Origin of the sequence: Corynebacterium sp. HMSC06G04 (assembly GCF_001807365.1) — a bacterium.
GTDB lineage: Bacteria > Actinomycetota > Actinomycetes > Mycobacteriales > Mycobacteriaceae > Corynebacterium > Corynebacterium simulans.
On record NZ_KV788627.1, the window covers coordinates 146850 to 168720 of the forward strand.

Here is a 21871-nt window from a genome sequence, read left to right on the forward strand (position 1 = left end):
CCTCTTCCGTGTCAGGGAAGCGCTCTCCCACTGAGCTAATCGCGCCGATATTTTGTTGTCAACACGCTAACCAGAATAGCTACCGATTAACGTCTTGGAGCGGATGACGAGACTCGAACTCGCGACCCTCACCTTGGCAAGGTGATGCGCTACCAACTGCGCTACATCCGCATTGCATCATACAAACTGCTGTGTGCAACAACCGTCTGCCGTGGTGCGAGTAGAAACATTATCGCGCACTTTCGAAGTTTCCAAATCCGCAGGATAATTAGCTGTTTTTACAGCGCTGCTCGATACCGCTTTTCACCGAACGAATTACACCAATGTCATTTTAGAATTCTCTTCAATAGACCGATTAGGAGTTGCCGCCGCCCTAGGTGTAGATTCAACACCGCACCGCGGTCCTATAGCTCAGTGGGAGAGCGTTCCGTTCACACCGGAAAGGTCGCTGGTTCAATCCCAGCTAGGACCACCGCTTTCTTAAAGTCGGCATCTTTTATTGAAGGATGCCGGCTTTGTTGTATCTCCTCGTTGTATCTCCTGCGCTGTTTCTCCACTAGGCTGGCCGGCATGAGCGAAAGCATTGATGTATCCACGTTGGTCGGCCCTGACGAGCCGGGAATCCGTCTGATTGAGGTCTCTACCCTTTCTGGTTCGGCCACTATAGATGGCACCTCGGATGCCATGGGCAACGATAACGACGCCGCGTTGTTTGCAGCACTGCGCGAGTGGGCCGACGTTGCAGTAGTGGGTTCAGGCACGGTCAAGGCCGAGGATTATGAGGGCTCCTCCCCTGGCAAGGCCCGCATTGCGGTGATGAGTAACTCGCTTGACTTGGACGTGGAGTCGAAGCTTTTTAATGTTGGAACTCCGCCCATCATTTTGACCCCAGACGAGAACCTAGGCACCACCGCGGCGAAGCGGTTAGAGGAAGCCGGCGCCACGTTGCTAGGCACTGGTGACGGCACGATCCCTTCCGTCGTGGAGGCACTTCGCGCGAAGGGCTGGTCCCGCATCAGCTGCGAGGGCGGCCCAGGCATCTATTCCCTTTTCATTGCCGCAGGCATGGTGGACAAGCTCTATTTGACCCTGGACCCGCATCTTTCGCCCACGGTTTCCCAGCCGCTGGTCCACGCGCCGGATGAGGAAACGGCTAATGCACAGCCGTTGAGCCTGTCGCTTGAAAGCGTAATCCCGGACGCTGACGGCACGGTGTTTCTGCGCTACGCCGTAGTAGGTGCCCCGTAAACTGCACATCGTGAAATCTCCGAGTCTCTCTCCAACTGCTGACGCGTTGCCATTGGACACAAAATCTTCGTATGGCTCGCGAAGCATCAAGGTTTTTAAAACCGCGGCTTGGCCGATTGCACTGTTGTTGGTGTTCCATCGCGTTGTCATCGTCGCGTTAAACGGCACCACCACCGACGACTTTACTACCGTGCATTCGGCCATGCGCCGCTTCCTGCAAGGCATTCCCGTCTACGAGCAGGACTACACGCATGTCGATCCGCTCTATCTCTACAATCCAGGCGCCACGCTTCTACTTTCGCCCTTAGGGTGGATGGATCTCACGGTGGCGCGCTGCGGCTTCATTGTGGTCAATGCATTGGCCATCATCGGCGCCCTCGCCGTCCTCATCAAACTCGTCGGACGCAACCTACGTAGCCCGGTATTTCCTGCCTCCATCATCTTGGCTTTTGCCACGGAGGCAGTAACCAATACCCTTGCCTTCACCAACATCAACGGAATTCTCTTCTTGGCCATGGCGGTATTCCTCTGGGGCATTTTGGATTCGCACCGCCGCAGCCACATCATCGCGGGGCTGGTGTTGGGCTTGGCCATCCTCATCAAACCCCAGTTTGGGCCGTTACTCTTCCTAACGCTGGTAAAGAAACGGTGGCTAAGCGCCGCCTTAAGCGTCGCGGTGCCGGTCAGCTTCAACGCCGTCGCTTGGCCACTTACCCCGGGCGCCAGCGGCTACCTGGACAAGCTCGTGCCTTATCTCGGGCAAACGCGCGACTTCGCCAACAGCTCGTGGCCGGGCGTGCAGGCTTATTTTGGGGTTGGCGACGCCCCGTTCTACGCCGTTTGGCTCGCCGCCGCCGCGGCGTGCGCGTTTAGCATCCTGGGCCTACTCAAATGGCGCGATACGGAGCCGGTGTTCTGGGCTTTGACCACCTCAGGCGCAATTATGGCGGGAATCTTCTTCCTGTCCTCGCTGGGCCAGCAGTACTACTCCATGTGGCTTATCCCGCTGGTCTTTACCGTTTTTCTGCCACGTTCGGTATTCCATACCGTCCCGGCGTGGTGCGTGGCATTTTTATTCCTCGCGCCAGTCAAGTGGACTTCGGTGCCCTGGCCCACCGCGGGATACTGGATGGCCGTGTTCAGCGCAACAATTGGCTGGGGCCTGCTGATTGTCTTGATCGCCGCATCGGTTGCCGGATGGTGGCGGCAGGACGAGACCAAGGTCTAGACTTCCCGGCATGACTGATTTCAAGCTCATTGCCGATACTGAATGGCGCAACCGGCTAAGCGCCGAGGAATACCGTGTGCTGCGTCAAGCTGGCACTGAGGCGCCTCACGTTGGTGAGTACACCAACACCACCACCGAGGGCGTGTACTCCTGCAAGGCCTGCGGAGCCGAACTTTTCCGCTCTACGGAAAAGTTCGAGTCCCACTGTGGCTGGCCTTCCTTCTTTTCCCCATTGGCTGGAGAGGCCGTCATCGAAAGAGTTGATACCTCACACGGCATGACCCGCACCGAGGTGTTGTGCGCCAACTGTGAGTCCCACTTGGGCCACGTATTTACTGGCGAGGGTTATAACACCCCGACGGATCAGCGCTACTGCATCAACTCGATCTGCCTCAACCTCGAGGAAAAACCCATCGAGGATTAGGCCGCGTTTGCCAAATACCTAAGTAGGTTGCTTTAGGCAGCAACCTAAGGCAGCCTTCTTAAGGCAGCACCGCGATGAGCTCGGCGACGTCCTTGACACGACGGCCGGTGTGGAAAGGAATCTCCTCGCGCACGTAGTGGCGGGCCTCGGTGTAGCGCATCAGGTACATCAGGTCGACGATGCGGTGTAGCTCTGGAGCCTCGAAGGCGAGGATCCACTCGTAGTCGCCGAGCGCGAAGGATGGCACGGTGTTCGCACGCACGTCTGGGTAGTCGCGGGCCTGCATGCCGTGCTCCATCAGGATGCGGCGGCGCTTTTCCTCATCCATGGTGTACCAGTCGTAGGAACGCACGAACGGGTAGACCGCAATCCAATCCCCTGGTTCCTCACCCATGATGAAAGAAGGCAGGTGGGATTTGTTGAACTCTGCCGGACGGTGCAGGGCGTTGCCTACCCAGGTCACCTCAGAGACCTGGCCGAGAACGGTCTCTCGGCGGAAGTCCGCAAATGCCTTCTGGATGTCCTCAAACTGCTCGGCGTGCCACCAGATCATGAAATCGGCAGAATCGCGCATGCCCGAAAGATCATAGATTCCACGGACGGTTACCTTCCCTGCAGCTTCGAGAGCCTTGAAGAACTCCTGCGCCTGGGTCACGATGTCCGCGCGCTCGGTTCCCAGGGCACCCGGGATGACCTTGAACACCGCGTGTTGGGAATACTGCTGTACTGCGTTGAGCTCTTGGAAGTTAACCTTCGCCATAATGGACCGTCTCCTTGAAAAGCGGATTCATTTTGAAATACCTATCCATCATAAGTTGGATAGGCGGCCATTTCCATTTCCCCTGCCACCGCCCTGCCTCATTTGTCGGGCAGCTCACCGAGTTCCGGCGCGCCTTCGCCCTATTCCGAGCCGAAAACTATAGCTTGAACCTCGTGAGCAATTCCGACGCAACTTCGAGCACCCCGGCAGGCACCCCAATGAGCCTGCACGAGCACGCCGCAGCCAAGGCCACTTCCGCACAGGAAGAGGCAACGACGCCCACCGTCTTCAATGCCGCTGTAGATTCCATGCACGCGGCACAGCTGCGCCCCGAAATCACTTGGGGCACCATTCGCCCGCCGCAGCGCCTGGCGCCGTATAGCCACGCTGTTGGCCTGGAAATTGGCGACCCCGCGGAAGGCACCGACGTGGTTCCAACGGACGCCGAGGGCGATGCCTTCGGCCGCCTTATCCTCCTGCACGATCCCGGCGCCGAAGAGGCATGGGAAGGTGCTATGCGTCTGGTGGCCTATATCCAGGCAGATATGGACGATGCGGTCGCGGGTGACCCGCTGCTTCCCGACGTCGCTTGGCAGTGGCTCAACGAGGCCATGGAGGCCAACGGCGCAACGCACACCAACTTGGGCGGCACGGTTACCTCGACCGCCTCTGTCCGTTACGGCGAGATCGGCGGCCCGCCGCGCGCCTACCAGTTGGAGATGCGCGCCTCCTGGACTGCTGCGGATCTGAACCTAACCCCGCACGTTGAGGCCTTTGCCCAGGTTCTCGCGAACGTCGCCGGCCTGCCACCGGAGGGCGTTACAGAGCTCGGACGTTAACTACCGCTCCGTGTCACACCAGACTTGTAGGCTGGCTACTATGACTGAATTGCGGACCAGACCAGCGGAAGGCACTCCAGAGGTTTTGCGCACCGCGGCGGAGTTTAAAGCCGCGGCTAGTGCGCTGGCAGCTGGCGAGGGCCCTTTCGCTATCGATACTGAGCGTGCGTCCTCGTATCGATATGATGACCGCGCATTTTTGGTTCAGGTGCGCCGCAAAGGCGCCGGAACCTTCCTCTTTGCACCGGAGGGTAAACGCAAACAGCTCACGGCAGCGCTTGCGCCGGTGCTTAATGATTCCGCGTGGGTAGTCCACGCCGCGCCCTCAGATTTGCCGTGCCTGGCCTGGTTGGGGCTATATCCAGGCACTCTTTTTGATACTGAACTCGCCGCCCGCATGGCAGGGTTTGAGCATGCGAATTTAGGCTCCATGGTTGCAGAGCTTTTCGACGTCGAGCTAGAAAAAGGCTACGGCGATGCTGACTGGTCTGAGCCGAACTTGAGCCTGGACTTGCGTGCCTATGCGGCCCTCGACGTCGAGTTGCTCTTAGAGCTCGCGGAGGCCTTGCGCGATATCTTGGCTGAGCAAGACAAACTCGACTGGGCCTATGAAGAATTCGCGGCAATCGTGGCCGAGCATGCCGGCATCAAGGAGCCGGCGCCACGTACCTGGCGCGGGCTCAAGGGGCTCAAGGCCCTTCACAAGTCGGAACAGCTCATCGTGGCGAAGCTGCTGTGGACCAAGCGGGAGAAGATTGCCCGTGAGACTGACACCGCACCAAACCGCGTCTTGCCGCACCGCGTGCTCGTGGACATCGCACGCCAGCTGCCCGATTCTCCCCGCGATTTTGCCCGCATCAAGGGCGTGCCGCGCAAGCGCCACGGGGCGGGCCTGCAGTGGCTGGCGGTAGTCCAACAGGCGCACGAGATAGATCGGCGCGAGTGGCCGAGCAAGAAGCGGGAGCCTTCCCGCGTTCCTTCCAAGACGGTGTGGAACAAGGACCACCCGCATCTGTGGCGAGTGTTCCAGGACCTGCGCACCGATTGCGAAGAGCTCGGTGAGGAATTGGGCATGCCGTGGGAAATCATCATCAAGCCCGCCACGTTGCGTGCGGTGGTGTGGGCCGCTGGCTGCCCGCCGCAGGCACGACGCGAGGGTTCCGTGGGCGGACTCGTCACAGACGAAAGCGATATCGCGCCTTTCCTACGGGATGAAGGAACCAGAGAATGGCAAATCGAGCTCCTTCAACCGATTCTGGAAGAAGGGCTCGATTATTCCGGCAGCTAGGCCCTAGCCTTCGGTGATGGTACCCAGCCAGTCCTCGACGGCTGCGGCGATTTCCTCCGGGGTGAGGCTGTTTTCCTCCAGCACTTCGCCGCGGCTTGCGTGGCGTGGGAAGTAGTTGGCCACGCCCATGCGGCGCAGCGGCGTATCCACCTCAGCGGCATTCAGCGCCTCTGCGATCATGGAGCCAATGCCGCCACGGATGATGCCGTCCTCGACGGTGACCACGAGGTCGTGGTCTGCCGCGAGGCCAACCAGGGACTGCGGTACCGGAACCGCCCAGCGCGGGTCGGCGACGGTGACGTTGTAGCCGCGCTCTTCGAGCAGCTTCGCGGCGTTGCGGGAACGGGTGCTCATCGCGCCGATGGCAACGAGCAGGATGTCTGGGACATCGGAAGCAGCTTCCTCAGCATCGTTGTAGTAGATGATGTCCACGCCGTCGGAAAGCTGGTCCACTGCTTCGATGTCATCAAGCAGGTTGCCCTTGGGGAAACGCACGACGGTTGGCCCGTCGTTGACCTCGAGGGCCTCGTTGAACAGCTCGCGCAGGCGGGCGCCGTCGCGAGGAGCGGCAATGCGCATGCCTGGGACGATGCTCATCAGGGCCATATCCCACACACCGTTGTGGGAAGGGCCGTCGGAGCCGGTGACACCAGCGCGGTCCAGGACGATGGTCACCGGCAGCTTCAGCAACGCGATGTCCATGATGACCTGGTCCACGGCACGGTTCAGGAAGGTCGAGTAGATAGCAACCACCGGGTGCATGCCGGCTAGCGCCAAGCCAGAGGCCGAAGCCATGGCGTGCTGCTCTGCGATGCCGACGTCGAAGAAGCGCTCTGGGAAGCGCTCCTCAAAAGGCGCGAGGCCGGTAGGACCTGCCATGGCAGCGGTAATCGCCACGATGTCCTTGCGGTTCTCTGCCGCCTTAATGAGCTCCTCGGAAAAAGCTGCGGTCCAACCCGGCTGCTTCTGGCCCTTTGGCACGCCGGTGACTGGGTCGATGGCACCGGTGGAGTGCATCTGATCCTTCGGCTCGTTGACGGCTGGGGCAAAGCCGTGGCCCTTTTCCGTTACGGTGTGGACGATGATTGGGCCGTCGTAGTCGCGGGCGTAGGAAAGCGCGCGCACCACGGCGTCGATGTCGTGGCCGTTAATGGGGCCAACATACTTAATGCCAAGCTCTGGGAACATCTCGGTAGGCATGACGGTGGACTTCACGCCGTCCTTGATGGCATGCAGCGCATCGAAGGTGCGCTCGCCTACCCAGCCCATGGACTTCAGGCGCTTCTTGCCCTGTTCCATGATCTCATCGTAGCCATGCTGGGCACGGATACGACCCAGGTTCTCGGATAGACCGCCGATGGTCGGCGAATAGGAACGGCCGTTGTCGTTGACGATGATGACGGCGTTGCGTTCTTTATCGGCCGAGATGTTGTTGAGCGCTTCCCAGCACATGCCACCGGTCAACGCGCCATCGCCCACGACGGCCACGGCGTTGCGGTGGTTCTCACCCTTGATCTTGAAGGCCTTGGACAAACCATCGACGGTAGAAAGCGCGGCAGAAGCGTGGGAGGACTCGGTCCAGTCATGCTCAGACTCGCTGCGGTCGGTGTAACCGGAAAGGCCGTCCTTCTGGCGCAGGGTATCGAACTGATCGGTGCGCCCCGTTAACATCTTGTGCACGTAGGACTGGTGGGAGGTATCGAAAACGATGGCATCCCGCGGGGAGTCAAACACGCGGTGGATGGCCACGGTCAGCTCCACGACGCCCAGGTTAGGCCCTAGGTGGCCGCCGGTGACGGAGACCTTCTCAATCAGACGTTGACGAATTTCATCAGCCAACTGGCGCAGTTGTGCTGGGGAGAGAGCCTTCAAATCGCGAGGCGACGCAATGGTATCCAGAATGGTCATGGAGCGGCCTTCTTCTCCTTCTTGTCAGTTCTTTTTCTTTTCTACCGTACCCGTTCCTGCGCTAAGGGCGGCAATCCTCGAATTAGCTTGGGTGTTAGCCGCGGCGGCGGGGACAGGGCTATTTATGCGGCTGTAGCAACGCCATTGTCTCGAAATGATGCGTTCCGGGGAAGGCGTTGAGCATGGTCAAGCGTTTGAGTTCATAGCCGGCCTGCTTCCACGCCTTGATGTCGCGAGCGAAGGTTGCTGGATCGCAGCCCACATGGACGACGCTGCGCGGTGCGGCGCTAGCGACGGAACTTACGACGTCGTCTCCAGCACCGGTGCGCGGTGGGTCAAGGACCACGAAGCGCGGTGCGGGCAGCTGCGCCGCAGATGATTCCACCTTGGCGCTGCGGAACTCCACGGAGTACGGCGCCAGGCAATCCTGCTTAGTGGCAGCTGCTGCCGGCGAGTAGTCCACGGAGTAAATTTGCGGGGAGGCAAAGTCTACAGGTTTCTCGGCCGCTCCGCTGCTTACCAGGGCGTCGTGCAGCGCGGGCACGAAAAGGCCCACGCCTCCATAGAGGTCCCAGGCCACAGCGGATTCTCCAGAAGAATCCGCCGGTGCTGACGAAGCAGAGAGCCACTCGCGCACGAGCGAGGTATAGGCCTCGGGTGCGGCGCGGTGAGCTTGCCAGAAGGCGGTAGCCGGGAAGGTAAAGGCGTGCTCGCCTACTCGCTCGACCACGGTGCCGGTGCCTTCAATAACTTCGCGGACGGTTTCGACGCGGCGCCCGCGCGGGGCACGGCGGGATTCCACGACGTGGCGGTTTCCCTCGCTGTCCATCACGACGATGACTTCAGCACCCGGGGTGAACCGACGGGCGTTCTCCCCTACGATTCCGTCGACGAGGCCCGGCACCAGCTGGGTGCAGGCAACATCGGTGACAAGCTCAGTGGAGCCACGCTTGCGCAAGCCAGCACGGCCCTCCTGGTCCACGCCGAGCCGCACGCGCGTGCGCCAGCCGCGCTGTGGGGCAAGCTCGCGGGTCTCAATGTTGAGGCGCTCGAGCTCATCTGCTTCCAGCTTGGCCACGCGGCGCAGCTGCTCAGTCAAGACTTCGGTCTTGATCTCTGATTCCTTATTCGGATCCAGCTCGTGAAAATCACAGCAGCCAGCACCCTGTGCAGCCGCCGGGCAGGCGGACTCCACGCGCAGGGAGCCAGCGGTATTCACGTCCACGAGGTCAGCCTCAATGAAGGACTTCTTGACCTTACGTGCGATAACGCTCACGGCGTCGCCGGGGAATGCGCCGTGGACGAAGACGATGCGGCCGTCGGGAGCATGCGCGATACCCACGCCACCGTGTGCCATGCGCTCGACGGTGACATCGAAAGTCTCGCCCTTAGTAATCGTTACCTCCGGGCTAGTCACGAATAGCCTCCTCAGCAGTTGCTTCCTCGACAGCGGCGTTGGCACGGCGGACCATCCAGATGGTCAACAAGGTAACCAGGCCCGCAAGAGGCCAGCCCATCAGGATGCGCACGACGCCGAGCGCGGTGGTGTTGTCGGCGTTGTAAATGGCGTTTTGCACGATAAAACGCGCCAGGAAGATCACTGCCCAGCCGGCAGTTGCGATGGCGTAGGCGCGGCGGGCTGGCGCCACGGTGCGCCAGCGCATGTCCTCGCCGTTAATGCCTTTCCAGATGACGCCGACCAGCGGCCAGCGCACCACGATTGAGATGGCAGCCACGATGAAAAACAGCAGCGACATCCAGATGCCGTAGAGGAAGTAGCCCTTTGCATCGCCCGTGAACCACGCGATGGCGGCGCAAATGCCCACGCCCACCAGGCCGGAGATAGCAGGCTGCAGGGTTTCCTTGCGGGCAATGCGCCAGACGGCGATAAGGAGGGCAACACCAAGCGCGGCCAACAAGGCAGGACCCAAGCCCCACACGTTGTTGACCGGAATGAGAACCACCACGGGCAGTGTCGCAGATACCAGACCGGAAAGCCCGCCCATCTGCTCCAGAAGGGTGGGCTCTTGCTCAGTAGTTGCGGTTCCGTCGTTGGACGCGTTGGACGCGGATGCGCCGTTAGAACTATCGGGTTTCGTCACGTTAGCTTTCTTCTTTGTTCAACTCATCCAGCTGTGCCTTGGCCTCAGCCTCCGCTTCAGCTGCTGCAGAATCAGTGCGCTGGGCGTCTGCGCCATCGGCGCTGGTGCCCTCGGCACGCTGCTTCATTGCCTGCTGCACCTGCTCGGCCAGCTGCTGTGGCAAGGTCACCGGCAAAGAGTTGCCAGCCAGGATCGGATCCTCGCCGCGATAGATAAAGGTACGGGCGAAGACCTCACGGCCAAGCTCTGCGAGTTGTTCCTGCTTGCCCGCCGGTGCGGCAAGGGTCAGGCGGTACATCCAGCGCGGGCCGTCGACGCCGATGATGCGGATTTCACCATTCGGGTTGGTGCCGACGATCTCGGTGCCCCATGGGCCATCCTCGCCGTGGGCCTCAAAGCCATCGCGGGTGAGACCATTAATGATGTCCGTCGCGGATTCAGCCCACTGACCCGGCTTTCGCGGCGCCGCAAAAGCAACCGGCGTCATGCGGCCATGTTGGCTAACGATGTGGAGCATCTTCGGGCCCTGCTCGCCCATCTCCACCTGGACCTGGGTGCCCTTTGGCAGCGGGATGCGCATGGAGCCCAAATCCAAAAGGCCTACCGAGAAGTCCTCGAAGTCGAAGTCCTGGATATTTACTTGGTCGCCGTCAAAAGGACCCATCTCGCCGCCCACGGCGTCGTGCTCGACGCTGTAGGCTTTGAAGCCCTCTGGGCCGGACGGGGCGTCGCTAAGCGCAGCTGAAGCGTCACTTTGCGCAGCATCATCTGCCGCCGAAGTTTCATCGGCCGCGCTGAGATCCTCGGCCTTATTACGGGTTTCAAGGTCCTGGGCTTCATCGCTTTGGGAGTCAGATTTCTTCTTAGAAAAAGGCCACATAGGCATAATTGTTCTCCAAACTTTTCTCGCGCGCTACCTAAACACCAGTGGAGCCATAGCCGCCGGTGCCGCGCACGGTCTCGTCGAGTTCTTCGACTTCCTCGAAATCGACCAGCTCCACGCGCTGGATGAGCAGCTGCGCGATGCGCATGCCGCGCTCCACGTGGAAAGTCTCGTGCAGGTCGTGGTTAATCAAGCAGACCTTAATTTCGCCGCGGTAGTCGGCGTCGATGGTGCCCGGCGTGTTGATCACCGAAACACCGTGCTTGGCGCCCAGGCCGGAGCGCGGGTGGACAAGGCCAACGGTGCCCAGCGGAAGTGCGACCGCGATGCCGGTTCCCACGAGGACGCGCTCGCCCGGGGCGATGTCGACCGATTCTGCCGCGCAGAGGTCAGCGCCGGCGTCGCCACGGTGTGCGCGTTGCGGCAGCGGCAGCTCCTTATCCAGACGGCGTACCTTGACAGGGCCAAATGGGCTTGCAGGATCGATTAATGGGTTCGTCTCATTCACCCGCACTAGCCTACCGTGGCGCCACAACGGCTTCGCTAAAGCAGGGCCTAAGTGACTACACTTACTTCCCGTGTCTAAGAATTCTGCTTCCGCTTCCCAAACCGCAGCCGACGTAGCAGGCAGCCCCGCGCCGGAGGTCCTCTACAGCGAGCGCCAATGGGTGCCGTGGTATTTCTGGTTCATGGCAGCCTTCGTCGTGGCGATTACCACCGCGACGGTCAGCCTGAACCGCAATATTTGGTGGATCATCATCCCGGCCGTGGTCTTAAGCGCCATCGCAATTTGGGTCATGGTTTCTTGGTCCGGCACCGTCCTGCGCGTGGAAAAGGATGCTGATGGCACCCGCTGGCTCGTGGTCAAAGACGCGCAGCTTCCCCACGATGTCGTGCAGCGCTCCATGGTGGTGCCAAAGTCGGCGCGCCGCAGCGCCCTTGGACCGCAGTTCGACCCAGCCGCCTTCCTGGTCACGCATGGCTGGATCGATGAGCACGTGATGCTGGTTCTGGATGATCCAGAGGATCCAACTCCGTACTGGCTCGTTGCCACCAAGAACCCACAGCAGGTGCTAAATGCCTTCTTAGATCCGGCAGATCGCCCTAACACTTAAGAGCCGCAAGCTCCCTAAAGGCAGCAAGACATAAAAATTCCCTTCTGCGCCGCTTACCCAAGTTATTGCTCCGAAAGGAACTATTGCTCCAAAGGGTAAGTCGCCCGCAGAGGGGAATTTGATTTCTCGCCTATGCGCAGTCGAGGCAGATCGGCTGACCATCTTCCTCGTGGGACAAGCGCTTGTTGGATTGCACCAGGAAGCAGGAAGAGCAGGTGAACTCGTCTTCCTGACGCGGGATGACGGTGACGTTGAGTTCCTCACCGGTGAGATCCACTGTCGGTGGCTGGAAAGCCTCGACGATTTCTCCATCGTCGTCCATGCCGTTGTTGTCGGTTTCGGCAGCCTTCAGACCTTCGAGAGAGTCGGCTTCCAGCTCGTCTTCTACACGGCGACGCGGTGCGTCATAATCGGTGGCCATAGTGTACGCCCCTATTAGTCATGTGGTTGGGATAGGTATTTATCGTGCGCATCCTAAAACACATTTGCTGCGATGTCATACTCGCCCCGCCGCAGGCGCGTCAGATTCCTACCCCCGCAGTGGCTCTAGGGCACCATTTTCTTCGAGAAGCTGGGAAAATGCCGAGGCCAGGCTACCCCCGCAGGCCCAGGTTAATTCGCCGTCTTTTGCGCCTTTATTCAATCCTGGGCGATTAACTACAGCTCCGGCTTCAGCTGCGATGATGGCACCGGCGGCGCAGTCCCAGGCGTTAATTCCGTGCTCGTAGTAGGCGTCGACGCTTCCCTCCGCCACGCGGCACAGGTCGAGCGCGGCCGCGCCCATGCGACGAATATCACGTACCTGCGGAAGCAGACGGGTGAGCAATTCCGCCTGCGCTTGGCGACGCCCCGCTGCGTACCCGAAGCCCGTTGCCACCAGGGCTAGCGCAGGATCGGTTTCGGTGCGGCAGTGAAGCTTTCGTACAGTGCCATCGGACGTTTCTAACGTGGCGCCGTGCCCCAGGGCCGCCGAGTAGAGATCGCCGCGCACCACGTTGATGACGGCGCCAGCGACGATCTCGCCATCCACGGCGGCGCCGATGGACACCGCATACTCATTGAGGCCATAGAGGAAGTTCACGGTGCCATCGATGGGATCGACAATCCAGGTAATGCCGGTGCTACCTAAAACGTCCGCGCCTTCCTCACCCAAGATGCCGTCGCCAGGACGCGCGGAGACGATCTGCTCGGTGATGAAATGCTCAGTTGCTTGATCCACCTCGGTGACGGGGTCCACCGCACTCGACTTCGTCTGCGTGTGCGCGGCAAGACCGTCGGCGTCGATAAGCGCCGCTCTTTGCGCGCGAATACGTTCGGCGGCGGCACGGGCAGTAGCCGCGGCAAAATCGCGCAGCTCTTCGACGCTAATTACATCCCTATCAAAGCTAGCCATGCCAACAATTATGCATTTGCCTAGACTTGATGCCTATGACTGGCACTACAGCTGAAACCAGCACCGAAAAGCACGCCGCCCCAGCCCAGGCCGAGCACTCTTTTGGCATCGACATCGGAGGTTCCGGCATCAAGGGCGCGGAAGTAGACCTAGCAAACGGCGAGTTCGTGGGCGAGCGTCTAAAGATTGCTACCCCGGAAAAGTCCACCCCGGAGGCCGTGGCGACGATCGTCGCGCAGATTGTGGCGGAAAAGAACTGGGAGGGCCCGGTGGGTATCACTCTGCCTTCCGTGGTGAAAGATCAGAAGGTGCTCAGTGCCGCCAACATCGACAAGTCCTGGATTGGCGTGGATGCGCAGGAGCTTTTCGCCCAGTACCTGGATCAGCCTTTCGTGGTGCTTAACGACGCCGACGCTGCCGGCCTCGCCGAGGTTGCCTACGGCGACGCGGTGGCGCGCACGGGCTCGGTCATCTTCCTGACCCTCGGCACTGGTATCGGCTCCGCGTTCCTGCTGGACGGCAAGCTCTTCCCTAATACGGAGTTGGGCCACATGATGGTCGGCGATGCCGAGGCTGAGCACCAGGCGTCCTCTGCTGTAAAGGAGCGCGAGGGACTGAAGTACAAGGAATGGGTCAAGCGCCTTGACCGAGTATTGGAAGAATACAAAAAGCTTTTCAATCCCCACGCTTTCATCATTGGCGGCGGCATTTCCCGCAAGTGGGAAAAGTGGGGCGATAAACTCACCACTTCTACTCCCGTTGCCCCAGCGCAGTTACGCAATCGTGCGGGCATCGTGGGTGCGGCTATGGCAGCCCAGCAGGGCCTTAAGCCGTAACAGCAATCACATAGCTAATCGGCCCCAGTTAACCGCCTTAAAGGCAAGATCATCTATACTGGGCCGTCGATCCTTAATCTAAACAGCACGCGGCGTGCCTAACCCGCCCTGATGTGGCGAGCTCGTAGCATGGCCCCAAAGGTTGGACCTTGTCTAACCTTGCTGTTTTCAATCACAAGCAAGTCGAAAGGGCGTACGTGGCAGCCACTGATTCTTCAGACCAGGTTCTCGGCGAGGGCACTGATGCCGCCGAGGCATCTGCCCCTGTCAAGAAGACCGCCAAAAAGACGGCCAAGAAAACCGCAAAGAAGGCCGCGAAGAAGACCGCCAAAAAGACCGCGAAGAAAACGGCCAAAAAGACTGCTAAGAAGACGGCCAAGAAGACTACTCGCAAGACTGCGAAGAAATCTGCTAAAAAGACCGTCCGCAAGTCTGCGCAGAAGGCCGCGGCCGCTCCTGAGGAGAAGCAGGAACAGCTCGAGACCGCTTCTGACGAGCTCGAGGACGAGCTGGTAGATGACGCGGACCAGGATGACGCTGACTTCGATCCAGATAACGCGGACATGGACGATGACGAGTTCGGCGATTCTGATGACGAACTCGATGCGGATGAGGACGATGAAGACGACGAAGAGGATTCTTCCTCTGTCTGGGACGAGGAAGAGTCCGCTACCCTGCGCCAGGCGCGCAAGGATGCACAGCTGACCGCTTCTGCTGACTCCGTCCGCGCTTACCTCAAGCAGATCGGTAAGGTCGCCCTCCTTAACGCTGAGCAGGAGGTCTCCCTGGCAAAGCGCATTGAGGCTGGCCTCTACGCGCAGTACCGCATGGATGAGATGGAAAAGGCACGCGCTGAGGGCGATAAGGCCGCCAAGCTCTCCCCTATGGAAAAGCGCGACCTGCGTTCCATCGCCCGTGATGGCCGCAAGGCAAAGAACCATCTGCTGGAGGCGAACCTCCGACTCGTCGTTTCGCTTGCGAAACGCTACACCGGCCGCGGCATGGCTTTCTTGGACCTCATCCAGGAAGGCAACCTGGGCCTTATCCGTGCGGTTGAGAAGTTCGACTACACCAAGGGCTACAAGTTCTCCACCTACGCCACGTGGTGGATCCGCCAGGCCATTACCCGCGCTATGGCGGACCAGGCCCGCACCATTCGTATCCCGGTCCACATGGTTGAGGTCATCAACAAGCTGGGCCGCATCCAGCGTGAGCTGCTGCAGGATCTGGGCCGCGAGCCCACCCCGCAGGAACTGGCGAAGGAAATGGATATCACCGAGGAAAAGGTGCTGGAGATCCAGCAGTATGCTCGTGAGCCTATTTCCCTGGACCAGACCATTGGTGATGAGGGCGATTCCCAGCTGGGTGACTTCATCGAGGATTCCGAGGCAGTCATCGCTGTCGACGCCGTATCCTTCACCTTGCTGCAGGACCAGCTCCAGGACGTGCTCACCACCCTGTCTGAGCGTGAGGCCGGCGTTGTCCGCCTGCGCTTCGGCCTGACCGACGGCATGCCGCGCACTTTAGACGAAATCGGCCAAGTCTACGGCGTCACCCGCGAGCGCATCCGCCAGATCGAGTCCAAGACCATGTCCAAGCTGCGCCACCCATCGCGCTCTCAGGTGCTGCGCGATTACCTCGACTAAGAGACCAAGCTAGCCAAGGCAAGCAACAAGACGCACACGCTTGCCGACGCCGCCCTCTCCTCCCCCCGTTAGCACTAAGCTGCGGAGGGACGCGAGGGCATTTTGCATCTGTGGCACAAGCAAGAGTCCCAAGGATGAGTCCTAGGGATGAGTTCTAAGCCTCAACATCATGGGTTCGCAGCCAGACAACAGATGCAATCCAAGCTCCGATGACGAAACAGATAGAAACAGCCATCCTGAACGCGATACCGTACACATCAGGAGTGTCATCTGCGCTGAAGGCAGTACTGCCGAGCGAAATCGTCGACGTAACCATAGCCGGTGGCAGCAGCATCGGGATGAGCCGAATACCGCTGTAGAGAATTCCAACTGAGGCAATCGCGCCCACAAGTGAAATCGCCACGGGCGTGGCAAAGCTGCGAAAGATCATCGAGAAGAAGGATTGCCAGGCCCCGACTGCGAACGCCGGGATGATTGCTAAGAACAGCGCGCTCACGTTGAGCGGCGAAATCTCTCCCTGTATTCCTAAGCCGCGTCCAATGCCTAATGCCAGCGCAATAAACACCGCCTGCATTAGCGCGATGAGGACCATGATGGAGAAAAACTTGGACGCGACTACTTCTCCCGCCGAGCGCGGTGAGGTCAAAATAGTGTTCCAATTGTGATTGCGGTGTTCCAGGCGCCAGGCAGCTGCAGCGATGATGGCCACTCCCACAGTCATAAAGATTAGGCCGTAGAACAGCGTTGCTTGGGAAAGATAGCTTGCCCATCCGGCATTAAGTAGCGCCAAGTTGGCGTGATAATTCGCGGCACCAATGCCGACTGCTATACACGGCACGAGGAAGGTGACAGCCCATACGTAAGAGCGTCGAAATTTCAGCAGGTCGATAGCAAACATGAACTTATTCCTCCTGGGAATCAAGCGTGCGACAAAGCACGGTGAAGATGACGGTTACAACGGCGATGAAAAGTGCCCATGGAATCCACAGTGGTTCGATGCTCGCTAGGCCTTCGGGGCGGAAGGTAAATGGGGATAAGACTGCGTAGTAGCCGAAGGGATTAATGAGCGTGACCGCGGTTGGGGAAAGCATTCCTGCCACACCGAGGAAGCCGCCTACTACCCCAGTGCTGAGCACCACGAGCTGGGATTCCACGCGTGCTGCCTGCCACAAGAAAATCGCCATCAGTGCGCACGAGGTTCCATATAGACCAGCTGCTGTGAGAACCCATGTGCCGAGTGAATCAATCGACTGTGCGCCAAAGAGGAATGGAGTGGTCAAGACCGCGAGCAATTCAACTACCTTTACTGCGGCTAGGACAAGGGCTAAAGCTGCGAACTTCGCGCGGAGCAGACCACCGCGGCGGTACCCGGCGATGGAATTGAGCCGCCAGCCGCCGTGGAGATGCTCTACATCGGCTGCGCGGCTGGCTAACAATGCCACCTGCACCGGAGTGAGGAAGGCCGTCGCCATGATGTAGCCAAGGAGATGCCCGCCCCATTGACTATGCGGATCTTGCTGAAATTGTTCGGCGGTGTGCTCACCCACCAGATTCATACTGGAAAAAGCAACGATGGCGAGCGTGACAGCAAGGGCAAGCGGCAGCATCCGGGTATGCCGCATCTTGGCATATTCATTCTGCAGCATCATTGCAAGCCACCTCGTCCCGTAATCGAAATGAAGATCTCTTCGAGACTGCGGTGCGTTCTTAGCACCTGGTAGATGGGCACGCCATGGTTGACGAGCTGCGCGCAAGCCCCCGCGACGTCGCGCTCGCTTAAGTTCGGAACCCGAATGCCACCTTCTACAAAGCGCACTGAGATACCCGCGAGTGCTTGCGCCGCTTCCTTGGGGTTCGGAGTTTCAATAAAGACTTCAGGCGGCTGGGAATGGAAAAGCTCCTGCTTTGTACCTTGGAAGAGCAACTGCCCGCGATTAATAATGGTCAGCTCACTAGCCATCTTTTCGATTTCCGAGAGAAGGTGGCTCGAAACCAATACCGTTCGCCCCTCATCGGCAGCGAGGCTGACGATGAGATTGCGAATCTCTTCGATACCGGCAGGGTCAAGACCGTTCGTTGGTTCATCAAGGATCAGAAGCTGCGGGTTACGAATCATAGCCATTGCGATGCCGAGGCGCTGCTTCATGCCCAAGGAATAGTTCGCTACTTGCTTGTCCAGCTGCTTTTCCAGCCGCACGAGGTGCACTGCGCGATCCACGTCTTCTGCTTCAGCGCGTAGAAGCCGCGCAGCGATGCGCAGGTTCTCTCGCCCGGTGAGGTGCAAATAGGCCGAAGGCTGCTCGATGAGCGAGCCGGTGCGGGCCAAGGCCCGGCTGCGCGTCTTAGGCCCGAAAGGCTCACCGAACAAGCTGATGCTTCCCTCGGTCGGCTTTGCCAGACCCAAAAGCATTTTCATGGTCGTGGACTTGCCCGAACCATTTGGCCCCAACAATCCGTGAACGACACCGTGGCCGATTGCCATATCAAGGCCGTCGACGGCCTTGAATCCCTTATATTCCTTGGTCAAACCCTGAGTTTCGACAACATATTCTGTGCTCATAACTCAATCGTTGCCCGGCGCGCCTACGCCGCACATCGCCGCGAGGCACGATTTTGCGAGTCATACCGGGGTATTAGGAGCTAAGCAGGTCAGCACGGGAGACAACTCCTGTGCGATAGGCGAAAAGGGCTGCGTGTACACGGTCCCTAGAACTCGTCTTGGCGAGTACTCGTCCAACGTGCGTCTTGACGGTCGGCATAGAGATGAACATCCGCTCACATATCTCTGTGTTGGACCATCCCATCCCGATTGCTTCAAGGATTTCTTGTTCACGGGCAGTCAGCGACTCAAGTACCCGACGGTCTACGCCGCTAATACTCAGCGTGTCCGTGGAATCATCCCTCATACTGTGGACAAGGCGCTTAGTGGCGCGGGGTGAGATTACCGCGTCTCCGCGATAGACAGTGCGCAACGCGCTTAGTAGCTCCTCTGGCTCTGCGTCCTTGAGCACGAAGCCACTCGCTCCTGCTCGCAGCCCAGCTACTACGTAGTCTTCGTCATCGAAGGTTGTCAGAATGATGACCTTCGTCTCCGGAAAAGTGGATGCGATTTCAGCAGTGGCGCTAATTCCATCGCGGACAGGCATCTGTACATCCATGAGCACCACATCAGCAGGCGTGGCCGCGCATTGGGTCAGCGCATCTTCGCCATCGTTTGCTTGCCAGATAACATCCATGTCTGGCTGCGAGCCAATGATCTGGGCAATCCCGTGCAGGAAGAGAATCTGGTCATCTACCAATCCGACTTTCATTGCTTACTTCCTCCTACGGTGGGCAACTCTGTTTCTACTATCCATGTGCCAGCGTCACTGCGCTGTTGGAAGGTGCCTCCAACCAATTCCGCTCGTTCCTTCATGCCAGCAATGCCATGTCCCTCGCCTCGGGCATCACCCATATATCCATTGCGCACCTCAAGGCGGACGATACCTTCAAGCCATTCGACTAGTACGTCTGCTTGCCCGCCACCATGTTTGTTCGCATTGGTCAAAGCCTCTTGGACAATTCGGTACAGACTTAGCGACGTCGCGGCGGAAAGCTCTTCAGGTGGCGTTCCTGTGCAGCGATATCCCACAGCAATGCCAGCGCTTCTAACGCTGTTAATGAGTTCTGAAAGATCACCGAATCCCGCCATCGGTTGAGTGCCGCGCTTTTCCCCTGTGCGCAGCAAGCCCACGACTCCCCGCATCTCCCGCAAAGAGGTCCTTCCCACGCGGGAAATAGACTTCAAAGCTTCTTCTTGCGCTTCCGTGTCTTTGGTGTAGAGCGCCCCATCGGCCTGGGCAACTATGACCGATAGCGAGTGCGTGACGACGTCATGGATCTCACGTGCGATGAACGCCCGTTGTTCCGTCGAGCTTTTCTCGAATTCCAGGCGTTGTTTCTCTAGAGCACGCGAAATCTCCCGTGTGCGTTCTTCCTCTGCTCTCCTACGCAGTTCACCCACAAGCATGCATACCGCAAGGACCAGTAGGCTCCAGCCCACGACGAAAAGGCTCCGCGCAATATCCTGTGCTGCTTCCTGTACCGTTTGGCTCACCCAAAATACGCCGATAAAGTCCGCAGCAAGCATCCCAATAGTCATTATTCGACGTAGGGGCTCTTCCAGCCTGCGGCGAATAATGTAGGCGACCTGCCCCGCAAGGATTATGATGCCTACGGTGAGTTCCACTTGGAACAGGCTGGCGAAGAGCACCACTGATGCAACGAAGACCACTAGGCGCGGCCACCGCCTGCCAGTAATTGGCACTAGCACGACCAAGGCGATAATCAGGTAGTCAAAGAGCGGCCGAGACATCAGGTCCCTACCGATGAGAGACGCCGCTCCGCACAAAAGCGACGCCGCAAGGTCACGAATCATTCGCCTATCAGAAAAGACTTCCACGCCTCTACGCTATCCGGTTAGACGAGTTAAGTAGTCATGCCTGAGTACGATTCCGTCGGTCATTTCTTTCCTAGGCCGGGCCTAAATAGACCTCCTTCGCCGCCTTCCCCATCATGACCGCTGCCATCGGCTGGCCAGTCCTCGTCGAGAACTTCAGCGGAAACCCCGCCGCAATCATCATGCTGGTGGCCATCACAATCATGATGCTAGTATTCGCCTTCTAGCGAGCCAAAGCCACAAAAGAAAACAAAGACATCGGCCTATAAAACTCTTTCTTGTGACTTAGGAAACAGTTAGCATTGCGGAATGAAGTCGATTTTTATCTCCGGCGGCTGCGGCGGCTTCGGTCTCGCCGTAGCCCGTATTTTCCGCAATGAAGGCTACATCGTTGGACTGGGCGATCTCCGTCCACCAGCCGACGATTCGTTCCTCGGTGACGGCATCACCTTCTACGAGCTTGACGTAACCAAACCGTAGTCCTGGGACGCTGCCCTTTCCGAGTTCACCAAACTCACCGGCGGCAGGCTCGACATCCTCGACAACAACGCCGGCATCATCGACTCCGCCACCATCGCGGAAAGCGACCCCAACCGCATCTGCGCCGTCATCGACGTCAACGCACTAGGCGTCACCCTCGGCGCACGCGCTGCTTACCCCTATCTGAAGAAGACCCCCGGCTCACAGCTGATCAACATCGCCTCCATCGCCGGCTGCTACGGCATTCCCGACGTCGGCGTCTACGCCGCCACCAAGGCCTACGTCCAGTCCATGACCGAAACCCTCGACCTCGAGTGGCGACGCGACAAGATCCGCGTGCTCGACATCAACCCCCTATGGGCAAAGACGCCCATCTCCGACGTCAAGTCCAAGACGGTCACACGCCTCGGCGTAAACCTCACGCCAGACGACGTCGCGCAAGCCATCTGGCGCGCCGCCAACCCCAAGAACCGCTGGGACAAAGGCCGCCTCCACTGGGGCGTCGGCGCCCAAGACAAGGCAGCCCGCGTAGCCCGCAACATGGTGCCCGACCGCGTAGCCAAGGTCATCTACCAGGTGCTGTCAACCTAGTTATCGAGACCATCCGCAATAGCATCAGCGATTTTGTCGACAATCGGCTTATCCGCTGAATCACCGATGATCGTCACGGTGTCGCCTTGCGCGGCGCCCAAGGACATCAGCATCATGGCGGAATCGGCATCAGCTCGGTCGTCATCGAATGCAATGACAATGTCGCCACTTGCCTCCGCGGCCATCTCAGCCACCTTCGCTGCAGGGCGTGCATGGAGACCAGCAGCATCAGCCACGGTTGCCGACCGTGAGTATGCATCGCCGTCTGCGACGTCTGCCTTGCGTTCCGCCACTTTCTTTGGCACGAACACCTCGATGGCGCGCTCGGCAGCAACAGCAACTTCGTCAAGGTCATCACCTTGCTGCGCCGCAGTAGCCGCAGCGATAGCAGCCTCCACGAGCGGTGCGTCCACGAACTTCACCGGCTCATCGTCAAGGAACTCCAGCACCGACTCAACGGTCATTGTTGCCGAGCCCAAGTCGGTGAGAACAACAACTGCGAGGCCTTCCCCGAGCAGGTCATTAATAGCCGACTCGATGAGGTCATACGAGGTTCCGATTTCACCGGACTCCAGACCACCCGCGGCTGCGATACGCACGTCAGCGGCCATCTGCCCAGCCAGCTCAGCAAGGCCTTCGGCCAGCTTGGCTGAGTGCGAAACTAGGACCAAGCCCACTTTCGGTTCTGCCAT

At 59.3% G+C, this 21871-nt stretch carries 23 protein-coding genes, 3 tRNA genes and 2 pseudogenes (1 of these 28 running past the window's edge); 12 read left to right on the forward strand and 16 right to left on the reverse strand.

Annotated features, from left to right (window positions below; genetic code table 11):
* Together HMPREF3158_RS11510 and HMPREF3158_RS11515 are read right to left on the reverse strand one after the other, a co-directional pair.
* Positions 1–45, reverse strand: a tRNA-Val gene (locus HMPREF3158_RS11510); it reaches 53 nt to the left of the window's first position.
* Between the two features lie 50 nt (positions 46–95).
* Positions 96–171, reverse strand: a tRNA-Gly gene (locus tag HMPREF3158_RS11515).
* 229 nt (positions 172–400) lie between these two features.
* On the opposite strand from HMPREF3158_RS11515, the gene HMPREF3158_RS11520 reads away from it, so the two are divergent.
* The 4 genes from HMPREF3158_RS11520 to msrB all read left to right on the forward strand — a co-directional run bounded on the left by HMPREF3158_RS11520 (position 401) and on the right by msrB (position 2900).
* A tRNA-Val gene (locus HMPREF3158_RS11520) sits at positions 401–472 on the forward strand.
* Between the two features lie 98 nt (positions 473–570).
* Complete coding sequence (locus HMPREF3158_RS11525) at positions 571–1248, forward strand: dihydrofolate reductase family protein (protein WP_070498597.1); 678 nt, start codon at positions 571–573, stop codon at positions 1246–1248.
* A gap of 10 nt (positions 1249–1258) precedes the next feature.
* Positions 1259–2476: a glycosyltransferase family 87 protein gene (locus HMPREF3158_RS11530; RefSeq protein ID WP_246816214.1), complete on the forward strand. Its 1218-nt coding sequence runs from the start codon at positions 1259–1261 to the stop codon at positions 2474–2476.
* A 10-nt stretch (positions 2477–2486) separates the two neighbouring features.
* Entirely contained in the window at positions 2487–2900 is a 414-nt protein-coding gene (gene msrB, locus HMPREF3158_RS11535) for a peptide-methionine (R)-S-oxide reductase MsrB (RefSeq protein WP_061922852.1), read from the forward strand.
* Positions 2901–2958: 58 nt separating this feature from the next.
* On the opposite strand, the gene hemQ is transcribed toward msrB, so the two are convergent.
* A complete protein-coding gene (gene hemQ, locus HMPREF3158_RS11540) occupies positions 2959–3660 on the reverse strand; it encodes a hydrogen peroxide-dependent heme synthase (RefSeq protein ID WP_061922855.1) in 702 nt (233 codons plus the stop codon).
* 218 nt (positions 3661–3878) lie between these two features.
* On the opposite strand from hemQ, the gene HMPREF3158_RS11545 reads away from it, so the two are divergent.
* The gene (locus tag HMPREF3158_RS11545; protein ID WP_070498599.1) at positions 3879–4499 is read left to right on the forward strand and encodes a DUF3000 domain-containing protein; all 621 of its coding nucleotides are present in this window, start codon (positions 3879–3881) and stop codon (positions 4497–4499) included.
* A gap of 40 nt (positions 4500–4539) precedes the next feature.
* Complete coding sequence (locus HMPREF3158_RS11550; protein ID WP_061922861.1) at positions 4540–5787, forward strand: HRDC domain-containing protein; 1248 nt, start codon at positions 4540–4542, stop codon at positions 5785–5787.
* 3 nt (positions 5788–5790) lie between these two features.
* On the opposite strand, the gene dxs is transcribed toward HMPREF3158_RS11550, so the two are convergent.
* The 5 genes from dxs to dut all read right to left on the reverse strand — a co-directional run bounded on the left by dxs (position 5791) and on the right by dut (position 11188).
* Positions 5791–7695 carry a 1-deoxy-D-xylulose-5-phosphate synthase gene (dxs, locus tag HMPREF3158_RS11555; RefSeq protein ID WP_062038758.1) on the reverse strand — a complete coding sequence of 635 codons (1905 nt, stop codon included), beginning with the start codon at positions 7693–7695 and terminating at the stop codon, positions 5791–5793.
* 118 nt (positions 7696–7813) lie between these two features.
* Positions 7814–9112, reverse strand: a complete 1299-nt coding sequence (locus HMPREF3158_RS11560) for a class I SAM-dependent RNA methyltransferase (protein ID WP_256374597.1) — start codon at positions 9110–9112, stop codon at positions 7814–7816.
* Positions 9105–9701 (reverse strand): DUF3159 domain-containing protein, encoded by a 597-nt coding sequence (locus HMPREF3158_RS11565; protein WP_141741053.1) that lies wholly within the window; start codon positions 9699–9701, stop codon positions 9105–9107. Before HMPREF3158_RS11565 ends, HMPREF3158_RS11560 begins: the two co-directional genes overlap by 8 nt.
* A gap of 97 nt (positions 9702–9798) precedes the next feature.
* Positions 9799–10677, reverse strand: a complete 879-nt coding sequence (locus tag HMPREF3158_RS11570) for a DUF3710 domain-containing protein (protein WP_371326211.1) — start codon at positions 10675–10677, stop codon at positions 9799–9801.
* A 37-nt stretch (positions 10678–10714) separates the two neighbouring features.
* Entirely contained in the window at positions 10715–11188 is a 474-nt protein-coding gene (gene dut / locus HMPREF3158_RS11575; protein ID WP_062038749.1) for a dUTP diphosphatase, read from the reverse strand.
* A 70-nt stretch (positions 11189–11258) separates the two neighbouring features.
* Between dut and HMPREF3158_RS11580 the strand changes: the two genes are divergently transcribed.
* Positions 11259–11795 (forward strand): DUF3093 domain-containing protein, encoded by a 537-nt coding sequence (locus HMPREF3158_RS11580; RefSeq protein WP_082787704.1) that lies wholly within the window; start codon positions 11259–11261, stop codon positions 11793–11795.
* 130 nt (positions 11796–11925) lie between these two features.
* Here HMPREF3158_RS11580 and HMPREF3158_RS11585 read toward each other — a convergent pair whose 3' ends face one another.
* Entirely contained in the window at positions 11926–12216 is a 291-nt protein-coding gene (locus HMPREF3158_RS11585) for a DUF4193 domain-containing protein (RefSeq protein WP_061922875.1), read from the reverse strand.
* A gap of 108 nt (positions 12217–12324) precedes the next feature.
* Positions 12325–13188 carry an inositol monophosphatase family protein gene (locus tag HMPREF3158_RS11590; RefSeq protein ID WP_070498603.1) on the reverse strand — a complete coding sequence of 288 codons (864 nt, stop codon included), beginning with the start codon at positions 13186–13188 and terminating at the stop codon, positions 12325–12327.
* Between the two features lie 35 nt (positions 13189–13223).
* Here HMPREF3158_RS11590 and ppgK point away from each other — a divergent pair, with 35 nt between their 5' ends.
* Together ppgK and HMPREF3158_RS11600 are read left to right on the forward strand one after the other, a co-directional pair.
* A complete protein-coding gene (gene ppgK, locus HMPREF3158_RS11595; protein ID WP_070498605.1) occupies positions 13224–14024 on the forward strand; it encodes a polyphosphate--glucose phosphotransferase in 801 nt (266 codons plus the stop codon).
* 197 nt (positions 14025–14221) lie between these two features.
* A complete protein-coding gene (locus tag HMPREF3158_RS11600; protein WP_062039495.1) occupies positions 14222–15670 on the forward strand; it encodes an RNA polymerase sigma factor in 1449 nt (482 codons plus the stop codon).
* A 154-nt stretch (positions 15671–15824) separates the two neighbouring features.
* On the opposite strand, the gene HMPREF3158_RS11605 is transcribed toward HMPREF3158_RS11600, so the two are convergent.
* The 5 genes from HMPREF3158_RS11605 to HMPREF3158_RS11625 form a co-directional block, all read right to left on the reverse strand.
* Positions 15825–16568, reverse strand: coding sequence for an ABC transporter permease (locus HMPREF3158_RS11605; protein WP_061922889.1), 744 nt, complete (start codon positions 16566–16568; stop codon positions 15825–15827).
* 4 nt (positions 16569–16572) lie between these two features.
* Complete coding sequence (locus tag HMPREF3158_RS11610; RefSeq protein ID WP_061922892.1) at positions 16573–17319, reverse strand: ABC transporter permease; 747 nt, start codon at positions 17317–17319, stop codon at positions 16573–16575.
* Positions 17316–18230 (reverse strand): ABC transporter ATP-binding protein, encoded by a 915-nt coding sequence (locus tag HMPREF3158_RS11615; RefSeq protein WP_062040427.1) that lies wholly within the window; start codon positions 18228–18230, stop codon positions 17316–17318. The genes HMPREF3158_RS11610 and HMPREF3158_RS11615 overlap by 4 nt, the downstream gene beginning before the upstream one ends.
* 73 nt (positions 18231–18303) lie before the next feature.
* The gene (locus HMPREF3158_RS11620; protein ID WP_070498607.1) at positions 18304–18981 is read right to left on the reverse strand and encodes a response regulator; all 678 of its coding nucleotides are present in this window, start codon (positions 18979–18981) and stop codon (positions 18304–18306) included.
* Complete coding sequence (locus HMPREF3158_RS11625; protein ID WP_246816215.1) at positions 18978–20111, reverse strand: sensor histidine kinase; 1134 nt, start codon at positions 20109–20111, stop codon at positions 18978–18980. Before HMPREF3158_RS11625 ends, HMPREF3158_RS11620 begins: the two co-directional genes overlap by 4 nt.
* A 104-nt stretch (positions 20112–20215) precedes the next feature.
* Between HMPREF3158_RS11625 and HMPREF3158_RS12825 the strand changes: the two are divergent.
* From HMPREF3158_RS12825 to HMPREF3158_RS11630, 3 genes and pseudogenes are all read left to right on the forward strand, one after another.
* Positions 20216–20335: pseudogene (locus tag HMPREF3158_RS12825) on the forward strand (hypothetical protein); the annotation flags it as partial.
* 82 nt (positions 20336–20417) lie between these two features.
* A complete protein-coding gene (locus tag HMPREF3158_RS13230) occupies positions 20418–20588 on the forward strand; it encodes an SDR family oxidoreductase (protein ID WP_223197499.1) in 171 nt (56 codons plus the stop codon).
* 24 nt (positions 20589–20612) lie between these two features.
* Positions 20613–21179: pseudogene (locus HMPREF3158_RS11630) on the forward strand (SDR family NAD(P)-dependent oxidoreductase); the annotation flags it as partial.
* Here HMPREF3158_RS11630 and dhaM read toward each other — a convergent pair.
* Positions 21176–21871: a dihydroxyacetone kinase phosphoryl donor subunit DhaM gene (gene dhaM, locus HMPREF3158_RS11635; RefSeq protein WP_061922923.1), complete on the reverse strand. Its 696-nt coding sequence runs from the start codon at positions 21869–21871 to the stop codon at positions 21176–21178. The pseudogene HMPREF3158_RS11630 and the gene dhaM overlap by 4 nt on opposite strands.

What these genes read in the sequence shown, in the direction of transcription:
- HMPREF3158_RS13230 (WP_223197499.1), top strand. Translation starts at nt 20,418, where the DNA reads ATGAAGTCGATTTTTATCTCCGGCGGCTGCGGCGGCTTCGGTCTCGCC.
- HMPREF3158_RS11550 (WP_061922861.1), top strand. Translation starts at nt 4,540, where the DNA reads ATGACTGAATTGCGGACCAGACCAGCGGAAGGCACTCCAGAGGTTTTG.
- dxs (WP_062038758.1), bottom strand. Translation starts at nt 7,695, where the DNA reads ATGACCATTCTGGATACCATTGCGTCGCCTCGCGATTTGAAGGCTCTC.
- ppgK (WP_070498605.1), top strand. Translation starts at nt 13,224, where the DNA reads ATGACTGGCACTACAGCTGAAACCAGCACCGAAAAGCACGCCGCCCCA.
- HMPREF3158_RS11620 (WP_070498607.1), bottom strand. Translation starts at nt 18,981, where the DNA reads ATGAAAGTCGGATTGGTAGATGACCAGATTCTCTTCCTGCACGGGATT.
- HMPREF3158_RS11605 (WP_061922889.1), bottom strand. Translation starts at nt 16,568, where the DNA reads ATGTTTGCTATCGACCTGCTGAAATTTCGACGCTCTTACGTATGGGCT.
- HMPREF3158_RS11615 (WP_062040427.1), bottom strand. Translation starts at nt 18,230, where the DNA reads ATGAGCACAGAATATGTTGTCGAAACTCAGGGTTTGACCAAGGAATAT.
- HMPREF3158_RS11610 (WP_061922892.1), bottom strand. Translation starts at nt 17,319, where the DNA reads ATGATGCTGCAGAATGAATATGCCAAGATGCGGCATACCCGGATGCTG.
- msrB (WP_061922852.1), top strand. Translation starts at nt 2,487, where the DNA reads ATGACTGATTTCAAGCTCATTGCCGATACTGAATGGCGCAACCGGCTA.
- HMPREF3158_RS11570 (WP_371326211.1), bottom strand. Translation starts at nt 10,677, where the DNA reads ATGTGGCCTTTTTCTAAGAAGAAATCTGACTCCCAAAGCGATGAAGCC.
- HMPREF3158_RS11525 (WP_070498597.1), top strand. Translation starts at nt 571, where the DNA reads ATGAGCGAAAGCATTGATGTATCCACGTTGGTCGGCCCTGACGAGCCG.
- HMPREF3158_RS11565 (WP_141741053.1), bottom strand. Translation starts at nt 9,701, where the DNA reads ATGGGCGGGCTTTCCGGTCTGGTATCTGCGACACTGCCCGTGGTGGTT.
- HMPREF3158_RS11545 (WP_070498599.1), top strand. Translation starts at nt 3,879, where the DNA reads ATGAGCCTGCACGAGCACGCCGCAGCCAAGGCCACTTCCGCACAGGAA.
- dhaM (WP_061922923.1), bottom strand. Translation starts at nt 21,871, where the DNA reads ATGGCAGAACCGAAAGTGGGCTTGGTCCTAGTTTCGCACTCAGCCAAG.
- HMPREF3158_RS11590 (WP_070498603.1), bottom strand. Translation starts at nt 13,188, where the DNA reads ATGGCTAGCTTTGATAGGGATGTAATTAGCGTCGAAGAGCTGCGCGAT.
- hemQ (WP_061922855.1), bottom strand. Translation starts at nt 3,660, where the DNA reads ATGGCGAAGGTTAACTTCCAAGAGCTCAACGCAGTACAGCAGTATTCC.
- HMPREF3158_RS11585 (WP_061922875.1), bottom strand. Translation starts at nt 12,216, where the DNA reads ATGGCCACCGATTATGACGCACCGCGTCGCCGTGTAGAAGACGAGCTG.